This is a genomic window from Chloroflexota bacterium (genome assembly GCA_020850535.1).
GTDB lineage: Bacteria > Chloroflexota > UBA6077 > UBA6077 > JACCZL01 > JADZEM01.
Genome location: JADZEM010000041.1, coordinates 39,707 through 64,770 on the forward strand (window position 1 = coordinate 39,707; position 25,064 = coordinate 64,770).

Genomic DNA, 25,064 nt, shown 5'->3' on the forward strand with positions numbered 1-25,064 from the left:
AGTACACTGGCTCTCACTCGGCAGGGAAACCTCAGATCGGGTGGGGGTGTCACATGTTGACCCGTCAATCCAGCCAGTCCTGGCGGCGCTCGAGCGCGGCCATGGCCGGCGCCGTTCTTCTTGCCACGCTGACAGCGTGCAGCCAGCCGGCCGCGCCGCCGGCTCAGAAGCCGGCGGCCCAGGCGACAACCGCTCCGGCCGCGCCAGCGGCCACCACTGCGCCGGCTGGGGCCGCCGCCCCGAAGCCAGAGGCCGCCAAGCCGGAGGCCGCGAAGCCCGCCGCGGCCGCCGCCGCCGCCGCCGCCGCCGCCGGTGGGAAGGACACCCGCCTTGTCGTCGTCTACAACAACACCGTCAACTCGGTGGACCCCGTCAACGCCGACTTCGCCCAGTCCAACCAGATCGAGCAGGCTCTCTACGACACCCTCGTCGGCTACAACGCCGAGAACAAGGTCGTCGGGCGGCTCGCCCAGGAGTTCAAGCTCGCAGCGGACGCCTCCTCCCTCGACATCACCCTGCGCTCGGGCGTCAAGTTCCACGACGGCACGCCCCTCACGGCGAAGGATGTCGCGTTCAGCCTCGACCGCTACAACAAGCTCGGGAAGGGCGTCGCCCAGTTCATCCGTGGGTACGAGTCCACCACGATCAAGGACGACACCCACCTGACCATCAAGCTCAGCCGCCCCAACTCGCTGATCCTCGGCGGCCTCAGCAAGATCTACATCCTCAACTCGGCGCTGGTCACCAAGGAGGCCGGGTCAGACGACGGCCAGGGCTGGCTCTCGAATCATGCCGCCGGCAGCGGCCCGTTCACGCTCGGAGCCATCGAGCAGAACGGCAACATCACCGTCAACCGCTTCGATGGCTACTGGGAGTTCGACGCCGGCCGCCCCAAGACCGTCATCTACCGTCTGATCAAGGAGACGGCCACCCAGCGCGATGAGCTGAAGGCTGGCAACGTCGACGTGACGGCGGCGCTCGGGCCGCTCGACGTGAAGGCCCTCGAAGGCGCCGGCGGCCTCAAGATCCTCCGCAACCGCGACCGCTCGATCGCGTATGTCGCCTTCAACATGGTGAACGGGCCGACGACCAACCTCGCCGTCCGCAAGGCGATGCAGCTTGCCTACGACTACGATGGCGCGATGGCCAAAATCTACGGCGGCGACGCCGAGATCGCGAACGGCCCCCTGCCGACGACGATGGCCTGCCACCCGGACCTGCCGAAGTCGAAGCGCGACGTCGAGCAGGCAAAGAAGATGCTCGCGGATGCCGGCATCAAGGATCTCTCGCTGACGATGCACTTCCAGACGGCCTTCGAGAACCAGAAGCAGGAGGCCACGCTCCTTCAGTCCAACCTCAAGGACGTCGGCATCAACCTGGATCTCCAGCCGCTGGCCTTCCCGGACTGGCTGGCCCGCCTCTCGGACCGGAACCAGATCCCGCAGTTGTTCTTGCTGGCTGACTTCGCGCAGTATCCCGACCCGGGCGTCATGCTGGTGCCGTACTACCAATCGACCTCGGTTGGCTCGAACCGGACCGGCTACGCCAACCCGAAGGTGGACGAGCTGCTGACGAAGGCCCTGGGCACCGGCGATGCTGCCGAGCAGTGCAAGCTGTACGAGGAAGCCCAGAAGCTCATCGACGCCGACGCCGCGATCCTGAGCATGTACACGCGGATCACCAGCTACGGCTACCGCGAGAACGTCCAGGGCCTGCACGTGGCCTACGCGGGCAACGGCCCGTGGGTGCCCGACCTGCGCGTGCCCTGATCCCCCGGATCTCTACCATCATGGCAGCATTTCGCGGTCCGCTCTGGTTCCTGGCCCGGCGGCTGGGAACCGTCTCCCTGACCCTGCTCGGCCTGGTCACCATCGTCTTCGCGATGACGAAGGTTATCCCGGGGGATGAGGCCCAGGTCGCGGCCGGGGCCGGCGCCACGCCCGAGCAGGTGCAGCGCATGCGCGTGCAGCTGGGGCTGGATCAGCCGGTGCTGGTGCAGTATGGCCGGTACGTCGGGCGGCTGGTGCAGGGTGACCTGGGCACGTCCGTCGTCAGCCACCGCCCCGTGCGGTCCGATATCGGGGCGGTGCTGCCGGCCACCGCCCAACTGGTGATCCTGTCACTGGCGCTGGCCCTGGCCGTCTCGATCCCGCTGGCGAGTCTGGCAGCGCTCCAGTCCGGGGCCGGCTCGGCCACGGCCAGCCGCGTGATGGTGATTGTGGCGGCGGGCCTGCCGACCTTCTGGCTGGCCCTGGTGCTGCAATGGGTGCTCGGATCGTGGCTGCGGCTGCTGCCGATCTCGGGCACGATGCCGGTCGGCACGTCGGTCCCGCCGGTCACCGGCATGACGGTGCTCGACGCGCTGCTCGCGGCCGACCTCGGCCTGAGCGCGGACGCGGTACGGCACCTGATCCTGCCGGCTGGCGTCCTGGCCGTCCACGCCGGGGCGCAGTTCTACCGGCTCCTTCGCGCCGAGATGCTGGCCGTCCTCCAGCGCGAGCACATCCTGGTGGCCCAGGCCAAGGGCGTCCCGATGACCCGGCTGGTGGTGGCGCACGCCCTGCCGAACGCGCTCGGGCCGGTCCTCACGCAGCTCGGCATCCAGGTCGGCTTCATGGTCGGCTCGGCGGTGCTGGTCGAGTCGGTGTTCAGCCTGCCGGGCGTCGGCTCGTACCTGTTCTACGCCGTCGAGCAGCGGGACATCTTCGCGGTGCTCGGGGCGGTGCTGACCATCGGCGTGATCGTCGTCGTCGCCAACTTCACGATGGATGTCGTGCAGCTCTGGCGCGACCCCAGAATCCGTGCGGCGCAGATCGGGGGGAGATAGCTCCGATGATCGTCCCGGCTGAAACACCCGCACCCGCACCTGCGCCCACGCCGTCAGCCGCCGTTGCTGCGCCAACCCGCGCACCCGGGCGCTTCCGAGTCTCCCTGCTGGAAGCGGTCGTCGGGCTGCTCGTGCTCACCATCTTCGGCGCGGCGCTCTTCGGCCCGATGATCGCCCCCTCCTCGATCTACGCCTCAGACATCCTGAACTCCCTGGAGCCGCCGAGCGCCAGGAACTGGCTCGGGACGGACGACCAGGGCCGCGACGTCTTCTGGCGGATCGTGGCGGGCAGCCGCGAGAGCCTGCTCTCGGCCATGGTCATCGTGCTGGGCTACTCGACGGTCGGCGTGCTGGTGGCGACGGTCGCGGCGGTTGGCGGACGCTGGGTTGACGAGACCCTGATGCGCCTCACCGACACCGTGCTGGCGCTGCCGGGCATGCTGGTGGCGCTCGGGTTCGCGGCGGCGCTCGGGCCGAGCCTCAAGAGCGCCATCATCGCGATGATCCTGGTCGGCTGGCCGGCAACGGCCCGCTTGCTGCGCGGCATCATGCGCGAGACGATGGCGATGCCGTACGTGGACAGCGCCCGGGTGCTCGGCGTCTCGCGGTTCCGCCTGATGGTGCACCACGTCCTGCCGAACTCGCTCGACGTACTGATCGTCAAGTGGGCCGCCGACATCGGCTTCACGATCCTGGTGCTGGGCGGACTCTCGTTCATCGGGGTGGGCGCGCAGCCGCCGAGCGCCGAGTGGGGGGCGATGGTGGCCCAGGCCCGAGGGTACATCACGACCGCCTGGTGGGCGGCCCTCTTCCCGGGCGTGGCGATTGCGCTGACGGCCACGGCGTTCGGCCTGTTCGGGGAGATCCTCCAGGTGCGCCGCAACCCGATGCTGAGGGACGCATGAGCAGCGCGACGGTACGCTCTCCCCTGACCGTGGATCATCCTGGCTCCGCCTCCGCGCCGTTGCTCGCGGTTGACCAGTTGTGCGTGAACGTGCCGACCGAGCGCGGCCCCCTGCGGCTGGTCGAGCAGTTCGACCTGACGCTCGCGGCCGGCGACCGCGTCGCGCTGGTCGGCGAGTCCGGCTCCGGCAAGACCGTCACCGCCCGCGCCATCATGCGGCTGAACCACCGGCTCCACGTGACCGGCTCGATTCGGCTCGACGGCGTCGATCTCCTGAAGCTCGGCGAGAAGGAGATGACGCGCATCCGGGGCAGCCGCATCGGGATGGTCTTCCAGGACCCGATGGACGCGCTCAACCCGCTCCAGACGGTCGGGGATCAGGTGGCCGAGCCGCTGATCCTGCGTGGCACCTCTCGCAAGGAGGCGCTGGCCCGTGCCCAGGCGATGCTCGAAGAGCTGGGCGTCGCGCGGGCCGCCGAGCGCATGAAGGCGTACCCGCACGAGTTCTCGGGCGGGATGCGGCAGCGCGTGGTGCTGGCGATGGCCCTCATCGGCGAGCCAGACGTGCTGATCGCCGACGAGCCGACGACGGCGCTCGACGTGCGGGTGCAGCGGCAGGTGCTCAATCTGCTGGACGAGGTTCAGCAGCGGCGCAAGTTCGCCGTGCTGCTGATCACCCACGATCTGGCCGTCGTGGCCGGCTTCGCAGACCGGGTGGTGGTGATGTACGCCGGACGGAAGGTCGAGGAGCACCCCACCGAGCGCCTGTTTGCCGCGCCGGCCCACCCATACGCCTCGGCGCTGTTGCAGGCGCTGCCGCGCATCGACCGGCCGCCGGTCAGGCTGGAGCCGATCCCCGGCGCGCCGCCCTCGCCGGCCAGCCGCCCGCCGGGCTGCGCCTTCCATCCGCGCTGCCCGCAGGCCGTCGACCTCTGCCGCGAGGACGTGCCGCCACTGCTCCCAACCGCCGATGGCGGGATGGTCGCCTGCCACCTTGCCGACACCATCCCTGCCGAGTCCCCGCTGCCGGAGGCCCGATGAGCCTGCTGAGCGTCTCCCGCCTGACCAAGACGTTCCATGCCATCGGCAAGCCGCCCGTCCACGCCCTCAAGGACGTCTCGCTGGAGATCGACGAGGGACAGACGTTTGGGCTGGTGGGCGAGTCCGGCTCCGGCAAGTCCACGCTGATCCGCTGCATCGTCAAGCTGGAGCACCCGGACAGCGGCAGCATCGCCTACGACGGCATCGACGTGGTGCGCGCCTCGGGAGCGACCCTCGGGCGGTTCCGCCGCGAGGTCCAGATGGTGTTTCAAGACCCGCACTCCAGCCTGAACCCGCGCATGACCGTCGAAGAGCTGGTGGGCGAGGGGATGCTGGTGCACCGGCTGGAGCCGACCGCCGCCGCGCGCCGCGAGCGGGTGGGTGAGCTGTTGTCGCTGGTCGGGCTGACGCCCGGCGACATGCGGCGCTACCCGCACTCGTTCTCGGGCGGGCAGCGCCAGCGGATCGCCATTGCGCGGGCGCTGGCCGTCCGGCCTCGGCTGCTGGTCTGCGACGAGCCGGTCTCGGCGCTCGACGTGTCGGTGCAGGCCCAGGTGATCAACCTGCTGGTGGACATGCAGGCGCAGCTTGGCCTGACGATGCTGTTCATCGCCCACAACCTCGCCATCGTGCGCCAGATCTGTCAGCAGGTCGCGGTGATCAGCAGCGGGGAGATCGTGGAGCAGGGGCCGACCGAGGCGATCTTCGCGCGCCCGCGGCACGAGTACACCCGCGACCTGCTGGACGCCGTGCCGATCCCCGACCCATCGGTGCGGCAGCGGGCGCGGCTGAGCGCACCAGCATGAGTGTGGTTCGAAAGGGGAGGCGCTGTGCTCAATCCCGACAAGGTTCACCGGCGCGAGGGCTCCTTCTGGGTCAGCACGACCAACTTTGATCCCGAGGTCACCGCCGAGTTCTCCTGGCCCGATCCGTTCCTGGTCATCGACAGCACCCTGCGGAAGATGCTGTTCACGGCCGGCGCGCTGACCAGCATCGACGGCTTTGTACGCGTCGCCGAGGCGCTGGCCGAAGCCGGCATCAAGCATGAGAGCCTCAACATCAACTGGGCCGGCGGGCGCACGCCGATCCCGCGCGGGCTGGCACTGGTCAAGGCGATTGCCGGGCGTGACTTCGGCTTTGAGCTGAACGTCTACGCCGACACCCTGCTCTCCGACGGCGAGCGCCGCCAGCCCGTCACCGCCCGCGAGACGGCCGAGCTGCTGGCCGAGCACGGCGTCCGGACGCTCGGCGTCGGCATCGTGCAGGCGCCCTCAGCCGACGCCCAGGCCCGCCAGATGGACGAGCTTGCCGCCTACTTCGAGACCGTCCGCGAGCTGGGCCTCACGTCCACCGTGACGCTGGCCCGGGCGGGCTGGCGCGGCTTCGACAGCCTGGTGGCCGTCTCCAACGAGGCGATCGCGCTCGGGGCCACCCGCATGGACCTGATGGACTCGTCGAGCAGCCTCAGCCCCGAGGCGATGAAGGTCTTCGTGCGCCGCTACCGGCAGGGGCTGATCTCCGACGTGCCGGTCACCATGCACATGCACGACGACTTCGGGCTGGCGACGGCCGGCGCCATCGCGGCGGCCACGGCCGGCGCGTCGCCTGATGTGTCGGTGGCCGGCGTCTCCTACCGCTGTGGCTTCGCGCCGCTCGAAGAGGTGATCGTCAGCCTGGAAGTGCTGTACGGCGTGGACACCGGCATCAAGGTGGACCGGCTCCAGCCGCTGGCCGATCTGGTCGCTGCCGAGATGGGCGTGCCGATCCCGCCGCTCAAGCCGCTGGTGGGGCAGTACGCCTACCTGCGGCACATGCCGGGCGACGTCCTGGCCTGCCTGAAGGGGGGCCTCGATCAATTCCCTGCGCCGGCCGCCTGCGTCCACCCGAGCGTCATCGGCTCGCAGATGACCTGGGTCTGGGACGCCCTGACCACCGACGCGAACGTGCGGGCGCTGGCGGCAACCATCGGGGAGACGCTCGCCGAGGACGAGGTGCCGGCGGTGCGAGCGGCGCTCGACGGCGCGGTGGACGCGATCACGACCTACCCGCGCTGGCTCACCGCCGAGCAGGCAACGGAGATCTGCCGCGCGGCGATCCGCGAGGCCCGCCGGGCGCCGGCCAGGTAAGCAAGGCCCGCCCCCCCGTATCCTGCGCTATCCTCCTGTCGCGCCTTCGCAGGCGCGAGGGAGGCTGGCGATGAAGGCTGCCATCTACTACGGACCCCGCGATATCCGCGTCGAGGACATCCCACGCCCGACGCCCGGCCCGAACGAAGTCCTGGTGGCCGTGAAGGCCTGTGGGATCTGCGGGTCCGACCTGCACACCTACCGCTACGGCATCTTCGAAGATCTCGGCGTCGAGCTGTCAGGGCGCGATGGGCGCGTCATGGGGCACGAGTTCGCAGGCGAGGTCGCGGAGCTGGGGCCGGGCGTCACCAGCCTCAAGGTAGGCGACCGGATCGGCGGGATCGGCCGGGGCGCCTACTCCGAGTACGCGATTGTCGAGGTCGGCGCACGGAGCGTCCATCCGCTGCCAGACGCGGTCAGCTTCGAGGAGGCGGCCACGTTCGAGCCGTTCGCCACCTCGCTGCACGGCGTGGGGCTGGCCGCGCTCCAGCCCGGCGAGACGGTGGTGGTGCTCGGGGCGGGCATCATCGGGCTGGGAGCGGTCCAGGCGATCCGCGCCACGACGACGGGTGTCCGCGTGATCGCCGTGGACGGGGCCGCCCCGCGCCTGGCGATGGCCCGCCAGATGGGCGCTGACGACGTGGTGGACTTCACGCACGGCAACCCGGTCGATCAGGTGCTGGCGCTGGTCGGCGAGCAGGAGATCCCACGTCTCGGCTACCCGGGCGGCAACGTCGATGCCGTCATCGACTGCGCGGGAGCCGTCAACTCGTCCCAGCAGGGCTTGCAGATGCTGAAGCAGGAGAACGGGCGGCTGGTGCTGGTGGCCCTGTTCGAGCACGATGGCCCGCTGGACCGGAACATGATCGTGCGGAAGCACGTCCGGCTGCTCGGCTCGTGGGCCTGGACCACCGAGGACATCCAGCACGCCGCCGCGCTGGTGCGGAGCGGCAAGGTGGACCGTCGGCCCCTCGTCTCGCACACGTTCCCGCTCGATCAGGCAGCTGAGGCGTTCGTGCTCCAGGAGAAGGGGCAGGCGATCAAGGTGGTCATCACGCCGTAGCCGGGGTGTGCGTCGCCGGCGGCGGCTGTGCTGCCGCCTCGCGACCACCAGCAACACGAGACAACCTGACAGTGCAGCCGGCCGGGTGCACGCTCGCTCATGCTCGGTCGCTGATGCGTGAGGCTATCAGCGGCGGAGCGTGCACGTGAGGTGGAACAGCGGTCAACGGATTACTCGGCCGGCGGCTGCTCCGGGCTGGTGGCCTGCGCTTCCGCTGGCTCGTCGTCCTCCACGAGCCAGTCGTCGACAATCGAGTTGAACAGCCCCTGGACGGTTGCCCCAAACTCCGGGAGCACGGGCGCGAGGTCGATGGGATCGTCGCCGCGCAGCACCCGCAGCGGCTCACCCGGATGGATGTCGTAGACCATCTCGTCGGTCGGGTCCACCACCAGCGAGATCGGGATACCCACGCCGGCGTAGCCAACGCACCTGCACATCATCTCGCCCACACTCTCGCCCGCCGAGACGATCTCGACGGCGACATCCGGCGGGATGTCCAGCTTGCCGAAGCGCCGGCGCGTGTCGGGCTTAATCCTCGCCGCCGAGCGCTACGACAGCTCCGAGCCGGTCAACCTCGGCGCCGGCCAGGAGATCATGATTCACGATCTCGCGTACCTGAGCGCCGAGCTGACTGGCTACGAAGGCCGCGTCGAGCTGGACCCGACCAAGCCGAACGGCCAGCCTCGACGCTGCCTCGACGTCACCCACGCCGAGCAGGAGTTCGGCTTCTGCGCGCGGTCGGATCTGGCATGCTGCTGTTGTGGGATCGGGGCTTCCACTCGTAGGAGATGGTCCGCGTCACGCTCGCACAGCAGGCGCAGTTCCTGGGGCGAACCAAGAGGAACATCGTGCTCCGACCCTACCGGTGTCTGTCAATCTTGTACTACGACATATATGACAAAGAATACCGTGTGAGATTCTGGCCGAGAATACGCTGCCGGTTCGTCCGGAAAGCGCCCGCCGGAGTGGTATGATCGTGCCGAGTGGACTGACTCCGCCCACGATGAGGAGGCGAGCGGCATGGCGCACGGCTTTACGGGCAAGATCCTGCACGTCGATCTGACGGAAGGTCGGCACTGGGTCGAGGAGCCCGACGACGCGTTCTATCGAAAGATGATGGGTGGTCGCGCCCTGGTCTCCCACTACCTGCTGACGCTGGTGCCGCCCGGCGCTGACCCGCTCGGTCCAGAGAACATCTTCGTGATGGCCCCGGGCATCGTGACCGGCTCGACGTTCTCCGGCCAGGGTCGCAACGGCGTGGGCGCGAAGAGCCCCTTGACCGGCGGCCTGGGCAGCGCTGAGGCTGGCGGCTACGCCGGCTCCGAGCTGAAGCGGTCTGGCTACGATGCCGTGGTGGTCCGAGGGAAGGCGGCCAGGCCCGTCTACATCTGGATCAATGCCGGCAAGGTCGAGATCCGCGACGCCGCGAACGTCTGGGGGCTGGACATCGCGGACGCCGAGCACAAGATCCGCGAAGAGGTTGGCGAGCGGACGGCCCGCACATCGCTGATCGGCCCGGGCGGCGAGAACCTCGTGCGGTTCGCCTGCGTCGTCAACGACATCTCGCACTTTGCGGGGCGGACGGGCGTCGGCGCGGTGATGGGCTCGAAGAACCTGAAGGGCCTCGCGATCAAGGCGAAGGGCGCCCTGCCGGTCAACGACAAGAAGCCCAGCCTCGACCTCAGCAAGTGGATGACCGAGAACCTGGATCTGACGTGGCACTTCCACGACGTTGGGACGGCTGGCGGTCTGCGCGCGCTGAGCCTCGCCGGCGGCCTGCCGACCTTCAACTTCCAGGAAGGCGCCTTCGAGGGCAACGAGAAGATCACCGGCACCACCATGCGCGACACGATCCTGATCAAGCGGGACACGTGCTACGCCTGCGCGGTGCGCTGCAAGCGGGTGGTCGAAGTTGAGGACAAGGAGCGCGGCATCTACGTCAACCCGATCTACGGCGGGCCGGAGTACGAGAGCCTCTCGGCGCTCGGGAACAACTGCGGCATCGACGACCTGATCGCGCTGGCGAAGGCGAACGAGCGGACTGCCGCCCTCGGCCTGGACAGCATCTCGACGGGCATGGTCATCGCCTGGGCAATGGAGGCCTTTGAGCGGGGGCTGATCACCAGAGAAGACTTTGGCATCGAGCTGAACTTCGGGGACACCCAGGGGATGCTCGACATGGTCGAGGCGATTGGCAAGCGCTCCAACCCGCTGGGCGACCTGCTGGCCGAGGGATCGTACCGCGCGGCCCAGAAGGTCGGCAGGGGCAGCGAGGAGTTCGTCAACCACGTCAAGAAGCAGGAGTTCCCCCTGCACGAGCCGCGCATCAAGCACGCGCTCGGCATGGGCTACATGGTCTCGCCGACGGGCGCCGACCACATGCACAACATGCACGACGTGGCGGCAGTCAGCGAGGGGCCGTTCCTGAACCGCATGCGCGAGTATGACCCAAGCTTCACGACGGTCCAGGCGCACGGCTTCGACGAGAACAAGCTGAAGCTCCACTGGGCCTTCACGACCTGGCGGCACTTCTGCGACTCGGTGGGTCTGTGCCACTTCCTGCCGTACTCGCCGTCGCAGATGGTCAGCGTCGTCAACGGCATGACCGGCTGGGATGTGGACATCGACGAGCTGTTCGAGGTCGGGCGGCGCACGGCGACCATCGCGCGGATCTACAACCTGCGCGAGGGGCTGGACTCCACGACGGACACGCTGCCGAAGCGGTTCTTCCAGGAGTTCCGCAACAACAACTCGGCTACCGGCAAGCCGCTGGACGAGGCCGCGACGTATGCCGCCCTCAAGTGGCACTACCAGCGCAACGGCTGGGACGAGAACGGCGTCCCGACGCCGGAGACGCTGAAGGAGCTTGGATTGGAGGAGTACGCGGGGGCGCTGGCCGCCAGGGCGTAACGCTCATTCCGCAGCCGATCAGGGAGGCCCCGCACGACCAGTCGTGCGGGGCCTCTGCATGGATGGGGAAGCTGGAGATTCAAGCGACGCCGGTGGCCGCCAGCAGCCAGTCTGGGAGTTGCTCGGGCCATCCACCGGTCCTGACGACATACAGAAAGTGGAGCTCATCTTCGCGGAAGCTCTACCCGGCTGGCGGCCTGGGCGCTCCATCAAGCCGACGAAGATCGTCCGGGTCTCGGTCGTAAAGCACGAGATAGCGCGGGCCGGCTGGCGTATCGATGACGCCCTGTACCGTTCCCGATTGTCCCGTTGCCTTGACGCGGACTCGTGCATCATGTCCGATGGCATCGCCACGCACTCGGTAGATGCGGGCTGACCGGTAGAGGCGATTGCCGACGCTCAGCAGCTCGAAGCGAATGTCGTGCAACCCATCATCGGTGCCGACTCTCCGTTTCAGATCACGGACGATGTGCTGATTCGGGCCTGCCACGTAGAAGTCGCTGAGATCCAGCTCCGAAATGCTCAATGCAGGGAGCAGCTCTAGGATTGCAGCATAGATGGGGCGCGAGCCAATCTGCCCACCGTCCGGCGACGAGATGGCCAGTTGCCAGACGCCGGTTTCGTCGTCCTGGAGCCAGGCTGCAACGTCGATCACGAAGCCGCGCGCTTCCAGAGCGTTGACAATAGCCCGCCCCGCTTCAAGGTCGACATCTACCAGTGTTGTCTTGTCCATTCCAACACTCCATCGGGAACGGCGTCAACGGCAGCAAGAAGTTGCCACGCTTCCTGCATGGTCCAGCTCTCGTACCGGCTCTGCTCGGACCATTTGAGGGTATCTTCCCAGTTCACGCTGAACTGCGGCGAATGCCGCATCCGTGCTGCCAGGACATCGCTCAGGCCGGCGAGTCTCACAAGGTCTCGAATGCTATGGGTGAAAAGGTCACGCGAGTAGGTGGCGCTCGGCGGGTACTCGTACTGCCGGATCTGCCGCGCAATGCACGCTTTGAGACCGCACTCGACGGCATAGCCTGCCAGGTAGTATGCCCCAGAGTAGCGAGCACTCTGGAAGAGGGCCTTCGCAGCGTCCAGGCGCTCCTCTGCCAACCGTTGGAGATCAGACCGGTTCACGCCCCCTCCGCGCCACAGCCTCGCGACCGGAACATGCGTTCTGGTGGACGCTACCATCGCAGCCGGGGGTTGCGCCGTCAAGACAGGCCGGCAGCCATCCAGGGCGATTGCATGTTGATGTCGTCGTGCCGCCGCGTCGGGGCTTGAAAGCCCCGCCTACCATCCTGCAGTCGCTGCGCGACGCGCCAGTCGCACCAGTGCCTGCCGTTCCCGACGGCCGTCGCGCAGCGACGGCATGCGTGTAGGCGGGGACGTCAGTCCCCGACCGCCCGTTCCAAGATGCTTCGGGGACACCAATGAACATGCAATCGCCCTGGGCAGCCATCGCCTGGACGCTGGCGGGCACGCCTGGGACGGGGTGCGCCGGCCGCGTGTTGGCCGTTGCGGAGAGGGTCAGCCGCCGGCCACGGGCGCGAACAACTCGATGGTGTCGCCGGCGTCCAGCGTCACGTCGCGCGGGCAGGTCTCGCCATTCTTCGCGACGAGCCAGACCTCTTTCCGCGGGATCCCCAGCCGGTCCAGCAGGGCTTCGATGGTGATGCCCGGCTCAATCGGGATGTCGATGCCGCCGTAGCTGCGCGTGAAGTAGACGGTCAGCTCGCCGTGGGGATGCACGGTGATCGTGGGTGCAGCCGACTCGCCGGTCGTCTGAGTAGTCATGGACTGGGCTCCTCGGGGCCGTTGGGGATCAAGGTGCCGTGGTTGGGCATCGGGCGGTGACGGTGTGCAACAGAGCCGTTCGGCATGAAGCGTACGCCATCCGGGCGCGACCGGCCCGAACAGCCGGCGTATCGCCGACGAGTTTGACGCAGCCGCCGTGCCAGCCATCCCTTTCCGTGCACGGGATGCGTTGACTGATCGCTCCTTGCACAGACATCTTCCGTGCTGCCCGGTTGGTTTGAGGAGGCTGGCCGGGCAGCGTTCCATTCCGCCAGCCAGATGGGCAGCCAGCCAGATGGGCGGCCAGCCAGATGGGCGGCCAGCCAGCACCGTGCCAGCGTGCTGCCAACGCCGCACCGCTGTGCTGCTCGCGCCTACGCCGAGCGCACTTTCTGCGCCCAGTCTGCCAGCGCCGCGACCAGCCCGGCCAATGATGCGCGCGTCGCCTCGTCGGTCAGGCGGCCGTCAGCATCGAACTTCCGCGGCGCTTGCTGGATGTACAGCTCCGGCTTGGGCATCAGGTACGCCTCGTTCGATGCCAGCACGGGCCGCAGCGCCAGTTGCGCGCGGACCGTGCCGAAGCCGCCGCCAGCCCCGGCCAACGCCACCGGCTTCTGCCTGAGCGCCGAGACGGGACGCGGCCGGGAGGCCCAGTCGAGCGCGTTCTTGAGCACGGCCGGGAATGAATGGTTGTACTCGGGGACGGTCAGCAGCAGGGCGTCGGCGGCCTCGATGCGGGCGCGCAGCTGCAGGACCGCGTCTGGCGTGCCTTCAGCTTCCACATCGCCGTTGTAGAATGGGATCGGGGCAAGGTCGAAGATCTCAACGGCGACGCCCTCAGGGGCCAGCTCCTGGGCCGCGATCAGCAGCCCCCGGTTGAACGACGCCCGGCGTAGGCTGCCGGCGATGCCAAGAATCGTGATCTGCGAATCGGCCACGCTGTCTATCCTCATGGTCGTGGGACGGCCGGAGCGCCTGGGCGTTGCCTTCAGGAGCGCCCGCGTCGGCCGGCCCCGGTGAGACGCTCGAAGCTGTCTGTCTCACCTCCTCGCTCTAACGGCCGGGCCGGCTGGATATTCCCAGGACGGCCGCCCGGCCTGGCGCGCCTCGACGCCCGGGACAACGCTCCAACCGCGCCCCTCAGCTATGATCCCGCAACGGCCTCACTGCCCTGCGCGGGCAGCGTCACGCGGGAGGATGACACCATGTCCAGCGCCCGGAACTCTGCGTGGATCATCGGCAAGCAGCAGGCGGAAGCCGACAACGGCATGGTCGCCTCGCTGCACCCGCTGGCCTCGGCGGCCGGCCTGGAGATCCTCAAGGCCGGTGGCAACGCCGTGGACGCAGCGGTTGCCACGGCGTTCGCCATCGGCGTGGTCGAGCCGTTCATGAGCGGCGCGGGCGGCGTCGCGGCGATGGTCTTCTACAGCGCCAGCACCGGGAAGACCGTGGTGGTGGACGGCTCGGGCATTGCGCCGCGCGCCGCCCGGCCGGACAGCTTCGAGCTGGACGACGCCGGCACCCAGGGCGGGCTGTACGGCTGGCGCGGCACGAAGGGCAACGCCCAGAACCAGGGCTTCCGCGCGCCCATCGTGCCGGGGATGCCGGCCGCCATGCTCTACGCCCACGCGACGTATGGCTCCGGCAAGGTCTCGCGGGCACAGGTGCTGGCCCCGGCCATCCGGCTGGCCGACGAGGGCTTTCCGGTCGACGGCTACGTCGCCTCGACCATCGCCTACCACCAGCGGATGCTCAGGCAGAACGCCGAGGCGTTCCGGACCTTCTTCCATGCGGATGGGACGCCGCTGATGCCCGGCAGCCTCGGCACGAAGCCCGAGCGGCTGGTCCAGAAGGATCTCGCACGGACGCTCACGCTGCTGGCTGAGGGCGGCGTCGACGCCTACTATCGCGGCGAGATCGCGCGGATGATGGTGGACGACTTCCAGGCCAACGGCGGCATGCTCACCCTGGAGGACTTCGCAGACTACGCCGATCATGGCGTCCGCGAGTTCGACCAGCCGCTCGCCGCCACCTATCGCGACTACACCCTGCACGGCATCCCGAAGGCCTCCGGCTGCGTAACGGCGTACCAGGCCCTCAACATCCTGGAGCAGTTCGATCTGGCCGCGTGTGGGGCGGGCACGGCCGGCGCGACGCACCTGATCGCCGAGGCCCTGCGGCGGGCGTTCCTCGACCGGCTGACCCACCTGGCGGATCCCGACCGCCAGACGGTCCCCTTCGACGGCGTGCTCTCCAAAGGGTACGCGCAGCACCTCGCCAGCACCATCGATCCCGAGCGGGCCACCCCGAACGTCGGTCCGGGCGATCCGTGGGCGTTCCAGGAGACCCGCCGCCCGGCCCTGGTCGGCGCAGCCGGCGGCGACGGCGGCGACACCTGCACCACCCATCTCACCGCCGTAGACGCCGACCGGAACGTCGTCACGCTGACCACAACCCTCGGCGAGCTGTTCGGGTCCGGGGTGATGCCGCGCGGCACCGGCGTGACCCTGAACGGCGGCATGACGTGGTTCAACCCGGAGCCGGGCACCGTCAACTCGATTGAGCCGGGCAAGCGCATCTTCTGGGCGCCCACCCCGACCATCGTGCTCGACGGCGCGGGGCAGCCGATCCTCGCGCTGGGCGCGCCGGGCGGGCGGCGCATCATGTCGGCGGTGCTCCAGAGCATCGTCAACGTGCTGGACTTCGGGATGGGCGTGCAGGACGCCGTCACGGCGCCGCGCATCCACTGTGAGGGCCCGACGACACTGGCCGAGGCCCGCCTGGGCGAGGATGTGCTCGGGCAACTGGCGGGCATGGGCCATCAGCTTGACGTGGTCGAGGAGAGCGGCCCGACCTTCAGCTTCGCCCGCCCGAACGGCATCGCCATCGACCATGCCAACGGCCGGCTGACGGGCGGCGTGAACCAGTTCACCCCGTCAACGGCGCTCGGCTACTGACCCGGGGCCGTCACCCTGACGGCCCCAGAAGTACGGTGTCGCGGCCACGCGCGTGGCCGCGACCCTGAGTCCACGGCCACCGGCCACGCCAGACTTGCGCCGATATGGTGCAGCCCACCTGGGCTACTTGCCATAACTTCGTCACCGCCGGTGACCATCACACGTTTTCCATGCTGGCAGCGGCGTCTCGTCCGCATCACGGCGGGCGCACCGATCTCCCCTCATACCCTCCCCGCTCTGGCTGTCAGAAAGGTCACCGACGTGTCACCCCTCGGTCTTCGGCGCAGTCCGCTCGCCCAGACGGCTGCCCGCCTCCTGCTGCTTGTGGTCGTCGTCGGGCTGGTCTTCGCGCCGCTCTCCACGCCAGCCGCCCAGGCGACCCCGGCCGCTGCGATCACCCGTGACTCGCGGTTTGGCCTCAACGAGGCGTGGCGCGCCGCCGAAGCTGCCGACCGTGCCGGTGCTGGCTGGTCCCGCATCCTGTTCTGGTGGAGCGAGATGCAGAAGGACGGCCCTGGCGGCCTGAACCTGTTCGCGACGGACCAGGATGCCTACATCAACAACGAGGCGGATCGCGGCCGGCTGCTGGTCGGCGCGGTCCTGAACACGCCGCCGTGGGCCAGCGCAGACGGCTCGCGCAATGGCGTCCCGAACGGTCTCTACCTGCCCTACGATCACCCGGACAACACCTGGGGCCAGTTCATGCGCCTGATGGCGCAGCACTACAAGGGACGTATCGACACCTGGATCATCTGGAACGAGGTCGATATCTCCCACGGGCAGTGGGCGACCTGGAACGGCTCGCTGGAGGAGTACGTCCAACTGCAGAAGGTAGCGTACAAGGCGATCAAGGCCGGCAACCCCAATGCGACGGTCCTGCCGTTCGGCGCAGCCTGGTGGTACGACTACGGCGCGACGATCAGCCGGATGCTCGACCTGCTGAAGGCCGATCCCGAGGCGGCAGCGAACAACTACTACTTTGACGCGGCCAACCTGCACCTCTACAGCCGGGCAGCAGACATCCCCCGCATCGTTGGCTGGTACCGGGCGGAGATGGCGGCGCGCGGTATGATGAGCAAGCCGATCTGGATCGGCGAGACGAACGCCATCCCCTACGATGACGCGATCTGGCGCGCGCCGAAGGCCAACTTCCGCGCCTCGATGGACGAGCAGGCCAGCTACATCATTCAGGCGTTCGCGACGTATGTCGGGCTGGGCGTCGAGCGGATCGGCGTGAACCGCACGATCGACGGCACCGACTTCGAGGCTGGCGGCGAGCCGTTCGGCCTGCTGCGCAATGACGGCTCGACGCGGCCGGCGTTCACGTCCTATCAGGTGGCGACCCGCTACTTCGCGGGCGTCCACAACGCCTCCCTGACCCAGGATGCTGCCAGCGGCGTGACGCGGGTGGTGATGCAGCGCGCGGGCGAGCGGGTGACGGTGCTCTGGACGATGTCGCCGGGCGGCTCCACGGCCACGATTGACGCGCAGGGCGGACAGGCCCTCAAGGTCAGCAAGTGGGGCGACGCCGAGCCGATCTCGGCAGCGGGCGGCAAGTACACCATCGGCCTCGCGCCGGCCACCGCCAACTCGAACGAGCATGACCGCGCCGACTACGTGGTGGGCGGCGATCCGGTCATCCTGGTGGAGCGGACAGACGGCAACGTGATGGCCGCGTACCGCTCGCTGGACGATATCCCGGTGCCCGGCCCGCAGGTGGTCGAGGCGGCAGCGGCGTCCGACGCCCCGATCATGAACCAGCCGCAGCCGGTGGCGAACCCACCGCAGCAGTCTGGCAGCAAGAAGGCGACGGCAACCCCGACGCCCACCCCGAAGAAGGCCACACCGACCCCGACGCCAAAGAAGCGGTAACGCGTGGATCGTGGATCGTGGATCGTGGATCGTGGATCGTGGATCGTGGATCGTGGATCGTGGATCGTGGATCGTGGAAGCGTGCTGCCTGATATGCGCAGTACGCTCATAGCAAACACGCAACTCCCCATGTCATCCTGAGCGCAGCGAAGGACCTCACCCGCTGACGCGAGCGTTGACGGTCAGCGGGCGACGGGAGTATTGACGCTCGGAGGGTGGCACGAGCGTTGACGGTCAGCGGGCGACGGGAGTATTGACGCTCGGAGGGTGGCACGAGCGTTGACGGTCAGCGGGTGAGGTCCTTCGCTGCGCTCAGGATGACAATTGCGACTTGCATGATTTCACAATCACTGAGAACCCGAAACCCATCGGGCCTCGCCTGCGCTAGACTCTCCCTCGTCGCTCCGGGCGACAGGGAGGGCAGGTATGGCGGTCAAGCTCGGCACCGCCCCGGACTCGTGGGGCGTCTGGCACCCGCAGGACGATCTTCAGACGCCCTGGCAGCGGTTCCTGGACGAGGTTGTTGAGGCGGGCTACACGCGCATCGAGCTGGGGCCATACGGCTACCTGCCGACGGACCCGGCGGTCCTCCGTCGGGAGCTGGAGTCGCGCGGACTCTCGCTCTCGGGCGGGACGTTCGGCGGCCCGATCCATCACGCAGACGCGCTGCCTGATCTTGAAGAGCAGGTGCGCCGGGTGGGCGACCTGATCGGCGAGCTGGGAGGCGCCTACCTCGTCCTGCTGCCAGCCGCCTACCGCGATGAGACTGGCCCGGACCGCGAGCCGCGTGAGCTTGACGCATCCGGCTGGCAGCGCCTCGTGGAGCATTCCAACCGGCTCGGTCTGCTGGCCCAGGAGCGCTCGGGCGGCCAGCAGACCGTGGTCTTCCATCCGCACGCCGATTCGCACGTCGAGACGGCGGCGCAGGTTGAGCGGTACCTGGACGAGACAGACCCTTCGCTGGTGGGCCTCTGCCTGGACACCGGCCACTACGCCTACCGCGACGGCGACTCCGTCGATCTGATGCGGCGGCGCCCAGAGCGCATCCCGTACCTCCATATCAAGACGGTGCACGGCGCACGCCTGCGCGACGCCCACGCCCAGGATCTCAGCTTTCCGCAGGCGGTGGCTGCCAGCGTCTTCTGCGAGCCGGCGGATGGCGTCATCGACTTTCCGGCGCTCCAACTCCTGCTGACAGCACAGGGCTTCGATGGGTACGCCATTGTCGAGCACGATCTCTACCCCTGTGCGTTCGATGTGCCACTCCCGATTGCGCGACGGACATGCGCATATCTCGGAGGCATTGGCATGGGATAGCCGCGCGGATGCGCGCGACATGCGGCGCGGTCTTGAGCGTGCGCCCGGGCCTTGACAGCGTGTCTGATGCGCGCAATAGTGTCCACAAGGCTCGCCCCAGCCTGTCCGTCTGTGCAGCATGGCGCAGGGTGTTCCGGTTGCATGTGTGCCGGCGGACAGTCGCGGAATCTCGCGCGGATGGTGAGACACGTGCCATGAGCGAGGCGGTACCGGCGGCGCGCGAGTCAGTCATCTATCGACAGCAGGCCGAGGCCCTCGAAGCACGCATGCGCGGCCTCCTCGACGCTGCGCCCGATGCGATGGTCGGCGTCAACCAGGATGGCTACATCGTGCTGGCGAACCTGCAGACGTTCCGGATGTTCGGGTACGCCCGAGAGGAGCTGCTGGGGCAGCCCGTCGAGTTCCTGGTACCCGAGCGGTTCCGGGCCGCGCATCAGGGGCACCGGCAGGGCTACTTCGCCGATCCGCGCACCCGCCCGATGGGGGCGAGCCTGGAGCTGTTCGGCCTCCACAAGAGCGGCCGTGAGCTGCCGATCGAGATCAGCCTCAACCCGGTTGAGACGGAGTTCGGGCCGCTCACCATGAGCGCCATCCGCGATATCAGCGACCGCAAGAGCGCGGAGGCGCGCTTCCGCACCCTGCTCGAATCCGCGCCCGACGCCATCGTCATCACAGACAGCAGCGGCACGATACGGCTGGTGAACGCGCAGACGGAAGCCCTGTTCGGCTACCCGCGTGAGCGGCTGCTGGGTCAGAGCGTCGAGCTGCTGGTGCCGGAGCGCTACCGTCACGCGCACGTTCGTGAGCGCGACGCCTACGCTGACGCGCCGCGCACCCGCCCCATGGGCGCCGGTCTGGATCTGATCGGGCTGCGATCTGACGGCGCCGAATTCCCGGTCGAGATCAGCCTGAGCCCGATGGAGACGGCGGACGGCCTCATCGTCATGAGTACCATCCGCGACGTCACCGAGCAGCGAGCGGCTGCCGAGCGTGCCCACCTGCTGGTGCAGGAGCGCATCGCGCGGACCCAGGCCGAAGAGGCGGTTCGCGCCCGCAACGAGTTTCTCTCCGTGGCCGCCCACGAGCTGAAGACGCCCATCACCAGCCTGCGCGTCTTCGCCGAGCTGCTGCTGCGCCAACTGGATCAGCACGGCAGCGTCGAGCCGCAACGCTTGCGGATGGCCCTGGCGACCATCGATCAGCAATCCCACCGGATCTCGCGGCTCATCGATCAACTCCTCGACCTCTCGCGGATCGAGGGCGGGCGGCTGACCGTTGCGCTGGAGCCCGCGGACCTCGTGGTGGTGGTGCGGATGGTGGCAGACGCCATCCAGGTGCGGACCAGCCGCCACATCATCTCACTGGACAGCCCAGACACCGTGCTGGCGCAGATCGATACCCTCCGCATCGAGCAGGTGCTGACGAACCTGCTCGACAACGCCATCAAATACAGCCCGGAGGGCGGAGACATTCAGGTGACGATTCGCCAGCCAGACGCGGACTGCACCGTCACCCAGATCTCGATTCGCGATCGTGGCATCGGGATCCCAGCAGAGAGCCGCGCCCACATCTTCGACCGCTTCTACCAGGCCCGCGAGCACAATTCCACCTCGGGCATGGGCCTGGGCCTCTACATCAGCCGGCAGATCGTCGAGCTGCACGGCGGCGAGATCGCCGTCGAGTCACCCCCGGATGGTGGAAGCTGTTTCACCGTCACGCTCCCCACCCAGGCGGGCCGCGCGAGTGCGTCGGCCGGGACGGTACAGTAGGCCTATGCGAAGCCCATCACCCGGCAGTCTGGCGCTTGCCCAGCACCGCCAACAGGCCGGCCATCCGGCGCCGCCGACGATCCTGGTGGTGGATGACGACGAGGCGATACGGACCGTCGTCAGCATGGTGCTGGCCGACGAAGGGTACCGGGTCGTGATGGCGGAGCATGGCCGGGCGGCCCTGGAGCGGCTGGCCTCAGAGCAGCCCGACCTGATCCTGCTGGACATGCGGATGCCGATCATGGACGGCTGGGAGCTGGCGCGGGCCTACCGCAGCAGCCCGGGGCCGCACGCCTCCATCGTAGTGCTCTCAGCGGCGCAAGATGCAGCGGCGCGCGCCGCGCAGATCGACGCCGACGGCTATCTCGCCAAGCCGTTCGACCTGGACGAGCTGCTCCGGACCGTGAGCCAGTTCCTGCCGCCGCCGCCAGGGGCGTCAGCGTGAGCACGGCCACCCCCCATCCCATGAGCGTGCTCATCGTGGACGACGACCGCGCGATTGGCCTCGCGTTGCAGCTTGCCCTGGAAGACCTGGGGTACGCATGTCGCGTGGCTGAGGACGGACTGACGGCGCTGCGCCTTTTCGAGGAGCACGGGGCGGATGTCATCGTCAGCGACTGGCGCATGCCCGGCATGGAGGGTCCAGAGCTGTGCCAGCGCGTGCGCGCGCTGACCACCGCCGACCATCCCACGCCGTACGTGTACGTCATCCTGATGACGGTCCTCAACGAGCCGCGACACGTGCTGGCCGGCATGCACTCTGGAGCAGACGACTTCCTGAACAAGCCGTTCACCGTGGACGCACTCCAGGCACGGATGATCGCGGCGGAGCGGGTGACGCGGCTGCATCGGACGCTGGTGGAGCGGCAGGCGGAGCAGGCGCGGCTGGCCGAGGAGCGGCGGCAACTGGCCGAGCAGTTGGGCCGCGAGCGCGGCCAGCTCCAGGCCGTCATCGCCCAGCTGCCGGTCGGCGTGCTGATCGCGGGTGCGCCGTCCGGCGAGGTGCTGCTCGTCAACGACCACGTCTTGCAGATGTGGCGCTCCGAGACGGCCGACCATTTGTTACACCGCCCCGTCACGTACCCGTGGCGCGGGTTTCACGCCGACGGCCGGGAGTACCGCCCGGACGAGTGGCCGCTGTGGCGTGCCCTGACGACCGGCGAGGCGGTGCCCGGCGAGGAGATCGATGTCGCCTGGCAGGACGGCACGCTCGGCGCGGTCCGGATCAGCGTCGCGCCGATCCGTGAAGACGCTGCCGTGCTGGCCGTGGTGTGCGTGTTGCAGGACATCAGCGAGGAGCGCCGTCGCCAGCGGGGGGCCGCGCAGACCGACAAGCTGCGGGCGCTCGGGCAGATGGCCGGCGGCGTCGCCCACGATCTGAACCAGTCGCTCGCGCTGGTGACCGGCTACGCCGAGATGGTGCGCGAGGCGCTCCAACACTCGCCCCGGCAGGACACGGTGGAGGTCCGCGAGATGCTGCGGATCATCACGCAGGCGGCCTACGACGGCGGCGAGACGGTCAAGCGGCTGCTCACCTTCAGCCGGGCGCCTGTCGAGACGGCCCCCGAGCCGATTGACCTGCCACTGCTGCTGGACGACGTGGCGAAGCTGACCGCGCCGCGCTGGCGGCACGATGCCCAGGCCGAAGGGCGGCCGATCGCGCTGCACGTCCGGGCCGATCCTGGAGCGGTGATCGACGGCTGGTCGTCCACGCTGCGCGAGGCGCTCACAAACCTGATCTTCAACGCCGTGGATGCGCTGCCCGCGGGCGGCGAGATCGTGCTGGAGGCGCGTATCGTGGGGACGCGCGTCCGTGTGGACGTGCGCGACAGCGGCATCGGCATCCCGCCCGAGATCCAGGAGCGGATCTTCGAGCCGTTCTTCACGACCAAGGGCGAGCAGGGGACGGGACTCGGGCTGGCGATGGTCTTCGGGATCGTCGAGCGGCACCGGGGGCAGGTGACGGTCGAGTCTGCGCCGGGGCAGGGCGCCACTATCCGCATGGAGTTTCCGTTGCGCGCCCCTCAGGCGGCCCCGCTGCCCACCAGCACGGCGAGCGGGCCGTCCGGCCGTCGCATCCTGCTGGTGGACGATCATCCGGGGATTCGCCTGATGGTCAGCCGGATGCTCTCCGAGCTTGGGCACCAGGCCGAGCCGGTGGAGTCGGCAGAGGCGGCGCTCGAGCGGCTCGCGCGGGAGCCGTTCGACATCCTGCTGACGGATGTCGGGCTTGGCGCCGGCATGAACGGCTGGCAGCTGGCGACCGAGGCGCGCGCACGCTGGCCGGAGCTGGCCATCGTGCTGGCGACCGGCTGGGCCGCCGGGATCGACGCCGAGGCCGCACGCGCCATCGGGATCAACGAGATCCTGGCCAAACCGTACCGCTCGGCGGACCTGGCCCGCGCGGTCGATGCGCTCTCGGGCCGCTCCGCGCCCGACGCCTGACTGTGGCGGACGCCTGACGGCCGGCGGCGGCGCGCTCGTCGGGCCGGGCTGGCCGGCTGAGGGCACGGCGAGGATGGGGGCGAGGATGGGGGCGAGCGCGGTGGACGCTACCGTTCGGAGAATTGCTGGCGCAGCCGGCGCTGGCGCGGGCGATGCCGGTGGAAGTAGTGGGCCGCGCCGATGACCACCCCCGTGCAGACGATGGCGAACGGGATGGTGAGCGGGCTGTGCTCTCCCACGAGGTGCTCGATAGCAGGATCGGCCACCAGCATCTCGGCGCCCGTCCACACGATGACGGCGCTGCCCAGGTAGACCAGCCACCAGAGACGGTCGATCAGCGAGGCGATCAGGTTGCCGCCCACCAGCATGATGGCCATGCTGAGCACCAGCCCGAAGATCAGCAGGGCAAAGTCGCCGTGCGCCGCCGCCGCCACGCCGAGGATGTTGTCCACACTCATCACCACGTCGGCGATGACGATGGTGGAGATCGCCTCGATCAGCCGCTCGGAGCCGGTGACGCCCTCATGCACTTCTTCCTCTTCCTTGAGCAGCTTGAACCCGATGAAGAAGAGGAGGCCGCCGCCGATCAGGCGCAGCCAGGGCAGTTGGAGCAGGACCGTGGCGACGGCCGTCAGCCCGATTCGCAAAATGATGGCGGCACCCGCGCCAAACAGGATCGCGAAGCGGCGCTGCTGGGCTGGCAGCCGGTGGGCCGCCATGCCGATGACGACGGCGTTGTCGCCGCTCAAGACCAGATCGATCAGAATAATCGTGAGGCCCGCTGAGATGAGCCCTAGCTCCACGCAGATGCTCCTCTAGATCGTTCGAGAGCGGGCCAGGCGCACGCCACCGCGCTCGTAGGGACGTTCAGCCCCGCGCGTGACGTGACAGCGTTGTTGTGACCGCACCACTATGGACTATATACCCTGCCCGCTCCTGACGGTATGTCCGAAGGGGACAGGGCGATTGCACGTTGGGCGGGTCGCGCGGAGTGGTCGGGGCTTGAAAGCCCCGCCTACCATCCTGCAGTCGCTTCGCGACGCTCCAGTCGCACCAGTCCCTGCCGTTCCCGGCGTCCGTCGCGCAGCGACTGAATGCGTGTAGGCGGGGGTTTCAACCCCCGACTGCCCGTCGTACCACGATGTGGAAACACCAACGAGCATGCAACTGCCCTGGTCCGAAGGGGACAGGCATTGAGGGGACACGCCGCGGGATGCTTGCCGGCCGACGCCCAGGCTGCGACGATACCTCCGCACCGTGAGGAGGGGCTCATGTCTACGCTGACGAGTCTGCTGGCCGATCTCGCGCAGGGGCGCGTCGAGGTCGTCGATCTGACCGCGCCGCTCTCGGAGCGCACCCCGATCATCCAACTGCCGCCGCCGTTCGCCAACACGAACAGCTTCACGCTCTCCGAGATCAGCAGCTATGACGAGCGCGGCCCAGCCTGGTACTGGAACAACTTCTCCGCTGGCGAGCACGTCGGAACGCATTTTGACGCGCCCGTCCACTGGATCACCGGGCGCGACGGCCTGGACGTGGCGCGGGTGCCAGCCGCGCAACTGGTGGGGCCGGCTGTGGTGGTGGACAAGAGCGCCGAGTGCGCCGCCAATCCGGACTTCCTGCTGGAGATCTCGCACCTGGAGCAGTGGCAGGCCGAGCATGGGCCGCTGCCGGCCGGCGGCTGGGTGATCTACCGGACCGGCTGGGACGCCCGCGCCGACGATCAGGCTGCTTTCCTGAACGCCAACGAGACCGGCCCGCACACGCCCGGCATCTCGGTGGCGTGTGCCCGCTGGCTGGCCGAGCAGCCGATCCTCGGGGTTGGTGTGGAGACGGTCGGCACGGATGCCGGGACGGCCCACAGCTTCGATCCGCCGTTTCCCTGCCACGCGTTCTTGCTGGGGGCCGGCAAGTACGGGTTGACGCAGCTTGCCAACGTCGCGAAGCTCCCGGCGACGGGCGCGGTGCTGATCGCGGCGCCGCTGCCGATTGTCGGCGGCTCGGGCAGCCCGGCCCGGGTGCTGGCGCTGGTGAGCAGGTAGGCC

General features: G+C 68.7%; 22 protein-coding genes. 15 read left to right on the forward strand and 7 right to left on the reverse strand.

Features of this window, described 5'->3' with window-relative positions; genetic code table 11:
* Nucleotides 1–101 precede the first annotated feature (101 nt).
* From IT306_06365 to IT306_06395, 7 genes are all read left to right on the forward strand, one after another.
* The gene (locus IT306_06365; GenBank protein ID MCC7368026.1) at nucleotides 102–1,769 is read left to right on the forward strand and encodes an ABC transporter substrate-binding protein; all 1,668 of its coding nucleotides are present in this window, start codon (nucleotides 102–104) and stop codon (nucleotides 1,767–1,769) included.
* Between the two features lie 20 nt (nucleotides 1,770–1,789).
* Nucleotides 1,790–2,827, forward strand: coding sequence for an ABC transporter permease (locus tag IT306_06370; protein ID MCC7368027.1), 1,038 nt, complete (start codon nucleotides 1,790–1,792; stop codon nucleotides 2,825–2,827).
* Nucleotides 2,828–2,832: 5 nt separating this feature from the next.
* Entirely contained in the window at nucleotides 2,833–3,732 is a 900-nt protein-coding gene (locus tag IT306_06375) for an ABC transporter permease (GenBank protein ID MCC7368028.1), read from the forward strand.
* Nucleotides 3,729–4,772, forward strand: coding sequence for an ABC transporter ATP-binding protein (locus IT306_06380; GenBank protein MCC7368029.1), 1,044 nt, complete (start codon nucleotides 3,729–3,731; stop codon nucleotides 4,770–4,772). Before IT306_06375 ends, IT306_06380 begins: the two co-directional genes overlap by 4 nt.
* The gene (locus tag IT306_06385) at nucleotides 4,769–5,578 is read left to right on the forward strand and encodes an ABC transporter ATP-binding protein (protein MCC7368030.1); all 810 of its coding nucleotides are present in this window, start codon (nucleotides 4,769–4,771) and stop codon (nucleotides 5,576–5,578) included. Before IT306_06380 ends, IT306_06385 begins: the two co-directional genes overlap by 4 nt.
* 24 nt (nucleotides 5,579–5,602) lie before the next feature.
* Entirely contained in the window at nucleotides 5,603–6,898 is a 1,296-nt protein-coding gene (locus IT306_06390) for a 2-isopropylmalate synthase (protein MCC7368031.1), read from the forward strand.
* Nucleotides 6,899–6,968: 70 nt separating this feature from the next.
* Nucleotides 6,969–7,961, forward strand: coding sequence for a zinc-binding dehydrogenase (locus tag IT306_06395; protein MCC7368032.1), 993 nt, complete (start codon nucleotides 6,969–6,971; stop codon nucleotides 7,959–7,961).
* 170 nt (nucleotides 7,962–8,131) lie between these two features.
* Here IT306_06395 and IT306_06400 read toward each other — a convergent pair whose 3' ends face one another.
* Nucleotides 8,132–8,494, reverse strand: a complete 363-nt coding sequence (locus tag IT306_06400) for a Uma2 family endonuclease (protein ID MCC7368033.1) — start codon at nucleotides 8,492–8,494, stop codon at nucleotides 8,132–8,134.
* A complete protein-coding gene (locus tag IT306_06405) occupies nucleotides 8,490–8,669 on the reverse strand; it encodes a hypothetical protein (protein ID MCC7368034.1) in 180 nt (59 codons plus the stop codon). The genes IT306_06400 and IT306_06405 overlap by 5 nt, the downstream gene beginning before the upstream one ends.
* 312 nt (nucleotides 8,670–8,981) lie before the next feature.
* Between IT306_06405 and IT306_06410 the strand changes: the two genes are divergently transcribed.
* Nucleotides 8,982–10,871, forward strand: a complete 1,890-nt coding sequence (locus tag IT306_06410) for an aldehyde ferredoxin oxidoreductase family protein (protein MCC7368035.1) — start codon at nucleotides 8,982–8,984, stop codon at nucleotides 10,869–10,871.
* A 181-nt stretch (nucleotides 10,872–11,052) separates the two neighbouring features.
* Here the strand turns inward: IT306_06410 and IT306_06415 are convergent, their stop codons facing one another.
* The 4 genes from IT306_06415 to IT306_06430 all read right to left on the reverse strand — a co-directional run bounded on the left by IT306_06415 (nucleotide 11,053) and on the right by IT306_06430 (nucleotide 13,612).
* Complete coding sequence (locus IT306_06415; GenBank protein ID MCC7368036.1) at nucleotides 11,053–11,604, reverse strand: hypothetical protein; 552 nt, start codon at nucleotides 11,602–11,604, stop codon at nucleotides 11,053–11,055.
* Nucleotides 11,583–11,999, reverse strand: a complete 417-nt coding sequence (locus IT306_06420; GenBank protein MCC7368037.1) for a HEPN domain-containing protein — start codon at nucleotides 11,997–11,999, stop codon at nucleotides 11,583–11,585. The genes IT306_06415 and IT306_06420 overlap by 22 nt, the downstream gene beginning before the upstream one ends.
* Before the next feature lie 393 nt (nucleotides 12,000–12,392).
* Entirely contained in the window at nucleotides 12,393–12,659 is a 267-nt protein-coding gene (locus IT306_06425; protein MCC7368038.1) for a MoaD/ThiS family protein, read from the reverse strand.
* 374 nt (nucleotides 12,660–13,033) lie between these two features.
* Complete coding sequence (locus IT306_06430; GenBank protein ID MCC7368039.1) at nucleotides 13,034–13,612, reverse strand: NAD(P)H-dependent oxidoreductase; 579 nt, start codon at nucleotides 13,610–13,612, stop codon at nucleotides 13,034–13,036.
* A 252-nt stretch (nucleotides 13,613–13,864) separates the two neighbouring features.
* Between IT306_06430 and ggt the strand changes: the two genes are divergently transcribed.
* The 6 genes from ggt to IT306_06460 all read left to right on the forward strand — a co-directional run bounded on the left by ggt (nucleotide 13,865) and on the right by IT306_06460 (nucleotide 23,019).
* On the forward strand, nucleotides 13,865–15,616 hold the full coding sequence (gene ggt / locus IT306_06435) for a gamma-glutamyltransferase (protein MCC7368040.1): 1,752 nt from the start codon (nucleotides 13,865–13,867) through the stop codon (nucleotides 15,614–15,616).
* Between the two features lie 261 nt (nucleotides 15,617–15,877).
* Nucleotides 15,878–17,488, forward strand: a complete 1,611-nt coding sequence (locus IT306_06440; protein MCC7368041.1) for a hypothetical protein — start codon at nucleotides 15,878–15,880, stop codon at nucleotides 17,486–17,488.
* A gap of 426 nt (nucleotides 17,489–17,914) precedes the next feature.
* Nucleotides 17,915–18,805 carry a TIM barrel protein gene (locus IT306_06445; protein MCC7368042.1) on the forward strand — a complete coding sequence of 297 codons (891 nt, stop codon included), beginning with the start codon at nucleotides 17,915–17,917 and terminating at the stop codon, nucleotides 18,803–18,805.
* A gap of 194 nt (nucleotides 18,806–18,999) precedes the next feature.
* Complete coding sequence (locus tag IT306_06450) at nucleotides 19,000–20,574, forward strand: PAS domain S-box protein (protein ID MCC7368043.1); 1,575 nt, start codon at nucleotides 19,000–19,002, stop codon at nucleotides 20,572–20,574.
* Between the two features lie 4 nt (nucleotides 20,575–20,578).
* On the forward strand, nucleotides 20,579–21,019 hold the full coding sequence (locus IT306_06455) for a response regulator (protein ID MCC7368044.1): 441 nt from the start codon (nucleotides 20,579–20,581) through the stop codon (nucleotides 21,017–21,019).
* A 35-nt stretch (nucleotides 21,020–21,054) separates the two neighbouring features.
* On the forward strand, nucleotides 21,055–23,019 hold the full coding sequence (locus IT306_06460; protein MCC7368045.1) for a response regulator: 1,965 nt from the start codon (nucleotides 21,055–21,057) through the stop codon (nucleotides 23,017–23,019).
* A 107-nt stretch (nucleotides 23,020–23,126) separates the two neighbouring features.
* On the opposite strand, the gene IT306_06465 is transcribed toward IT306_06460, so the two are convergent.
* The gene (locus tag IT306_06465) at nucleotides 23,127–23,822 is read right to left on the reverse strand and encodes a TerC family protein (GenBank protein MCC7368046.1); all 696 of its coding nucleotides are present in this window, start codon (nucleotides 23,820–23,822) and stop codon (nucleotides 23,127–23,129) included.
* Between the two features lie 468 nt (nucleotides 23,823–24,290).
* Between IT306_06465 and IT306_06470 the strand changes: the two genes are divergently transcribed.
* A complete protein-coding gene (locus IT306_06470; GenBank protein MCC7368047.1) occupies nucleotides 24,291–25,061 on the forward strand; it encodes a cyclase family protein in 771 nt (256 codons plus the stop codon).
* The last annotated feature ends 3 nt before the right edge of the window (nucleotides 25,062–25,064 follow it).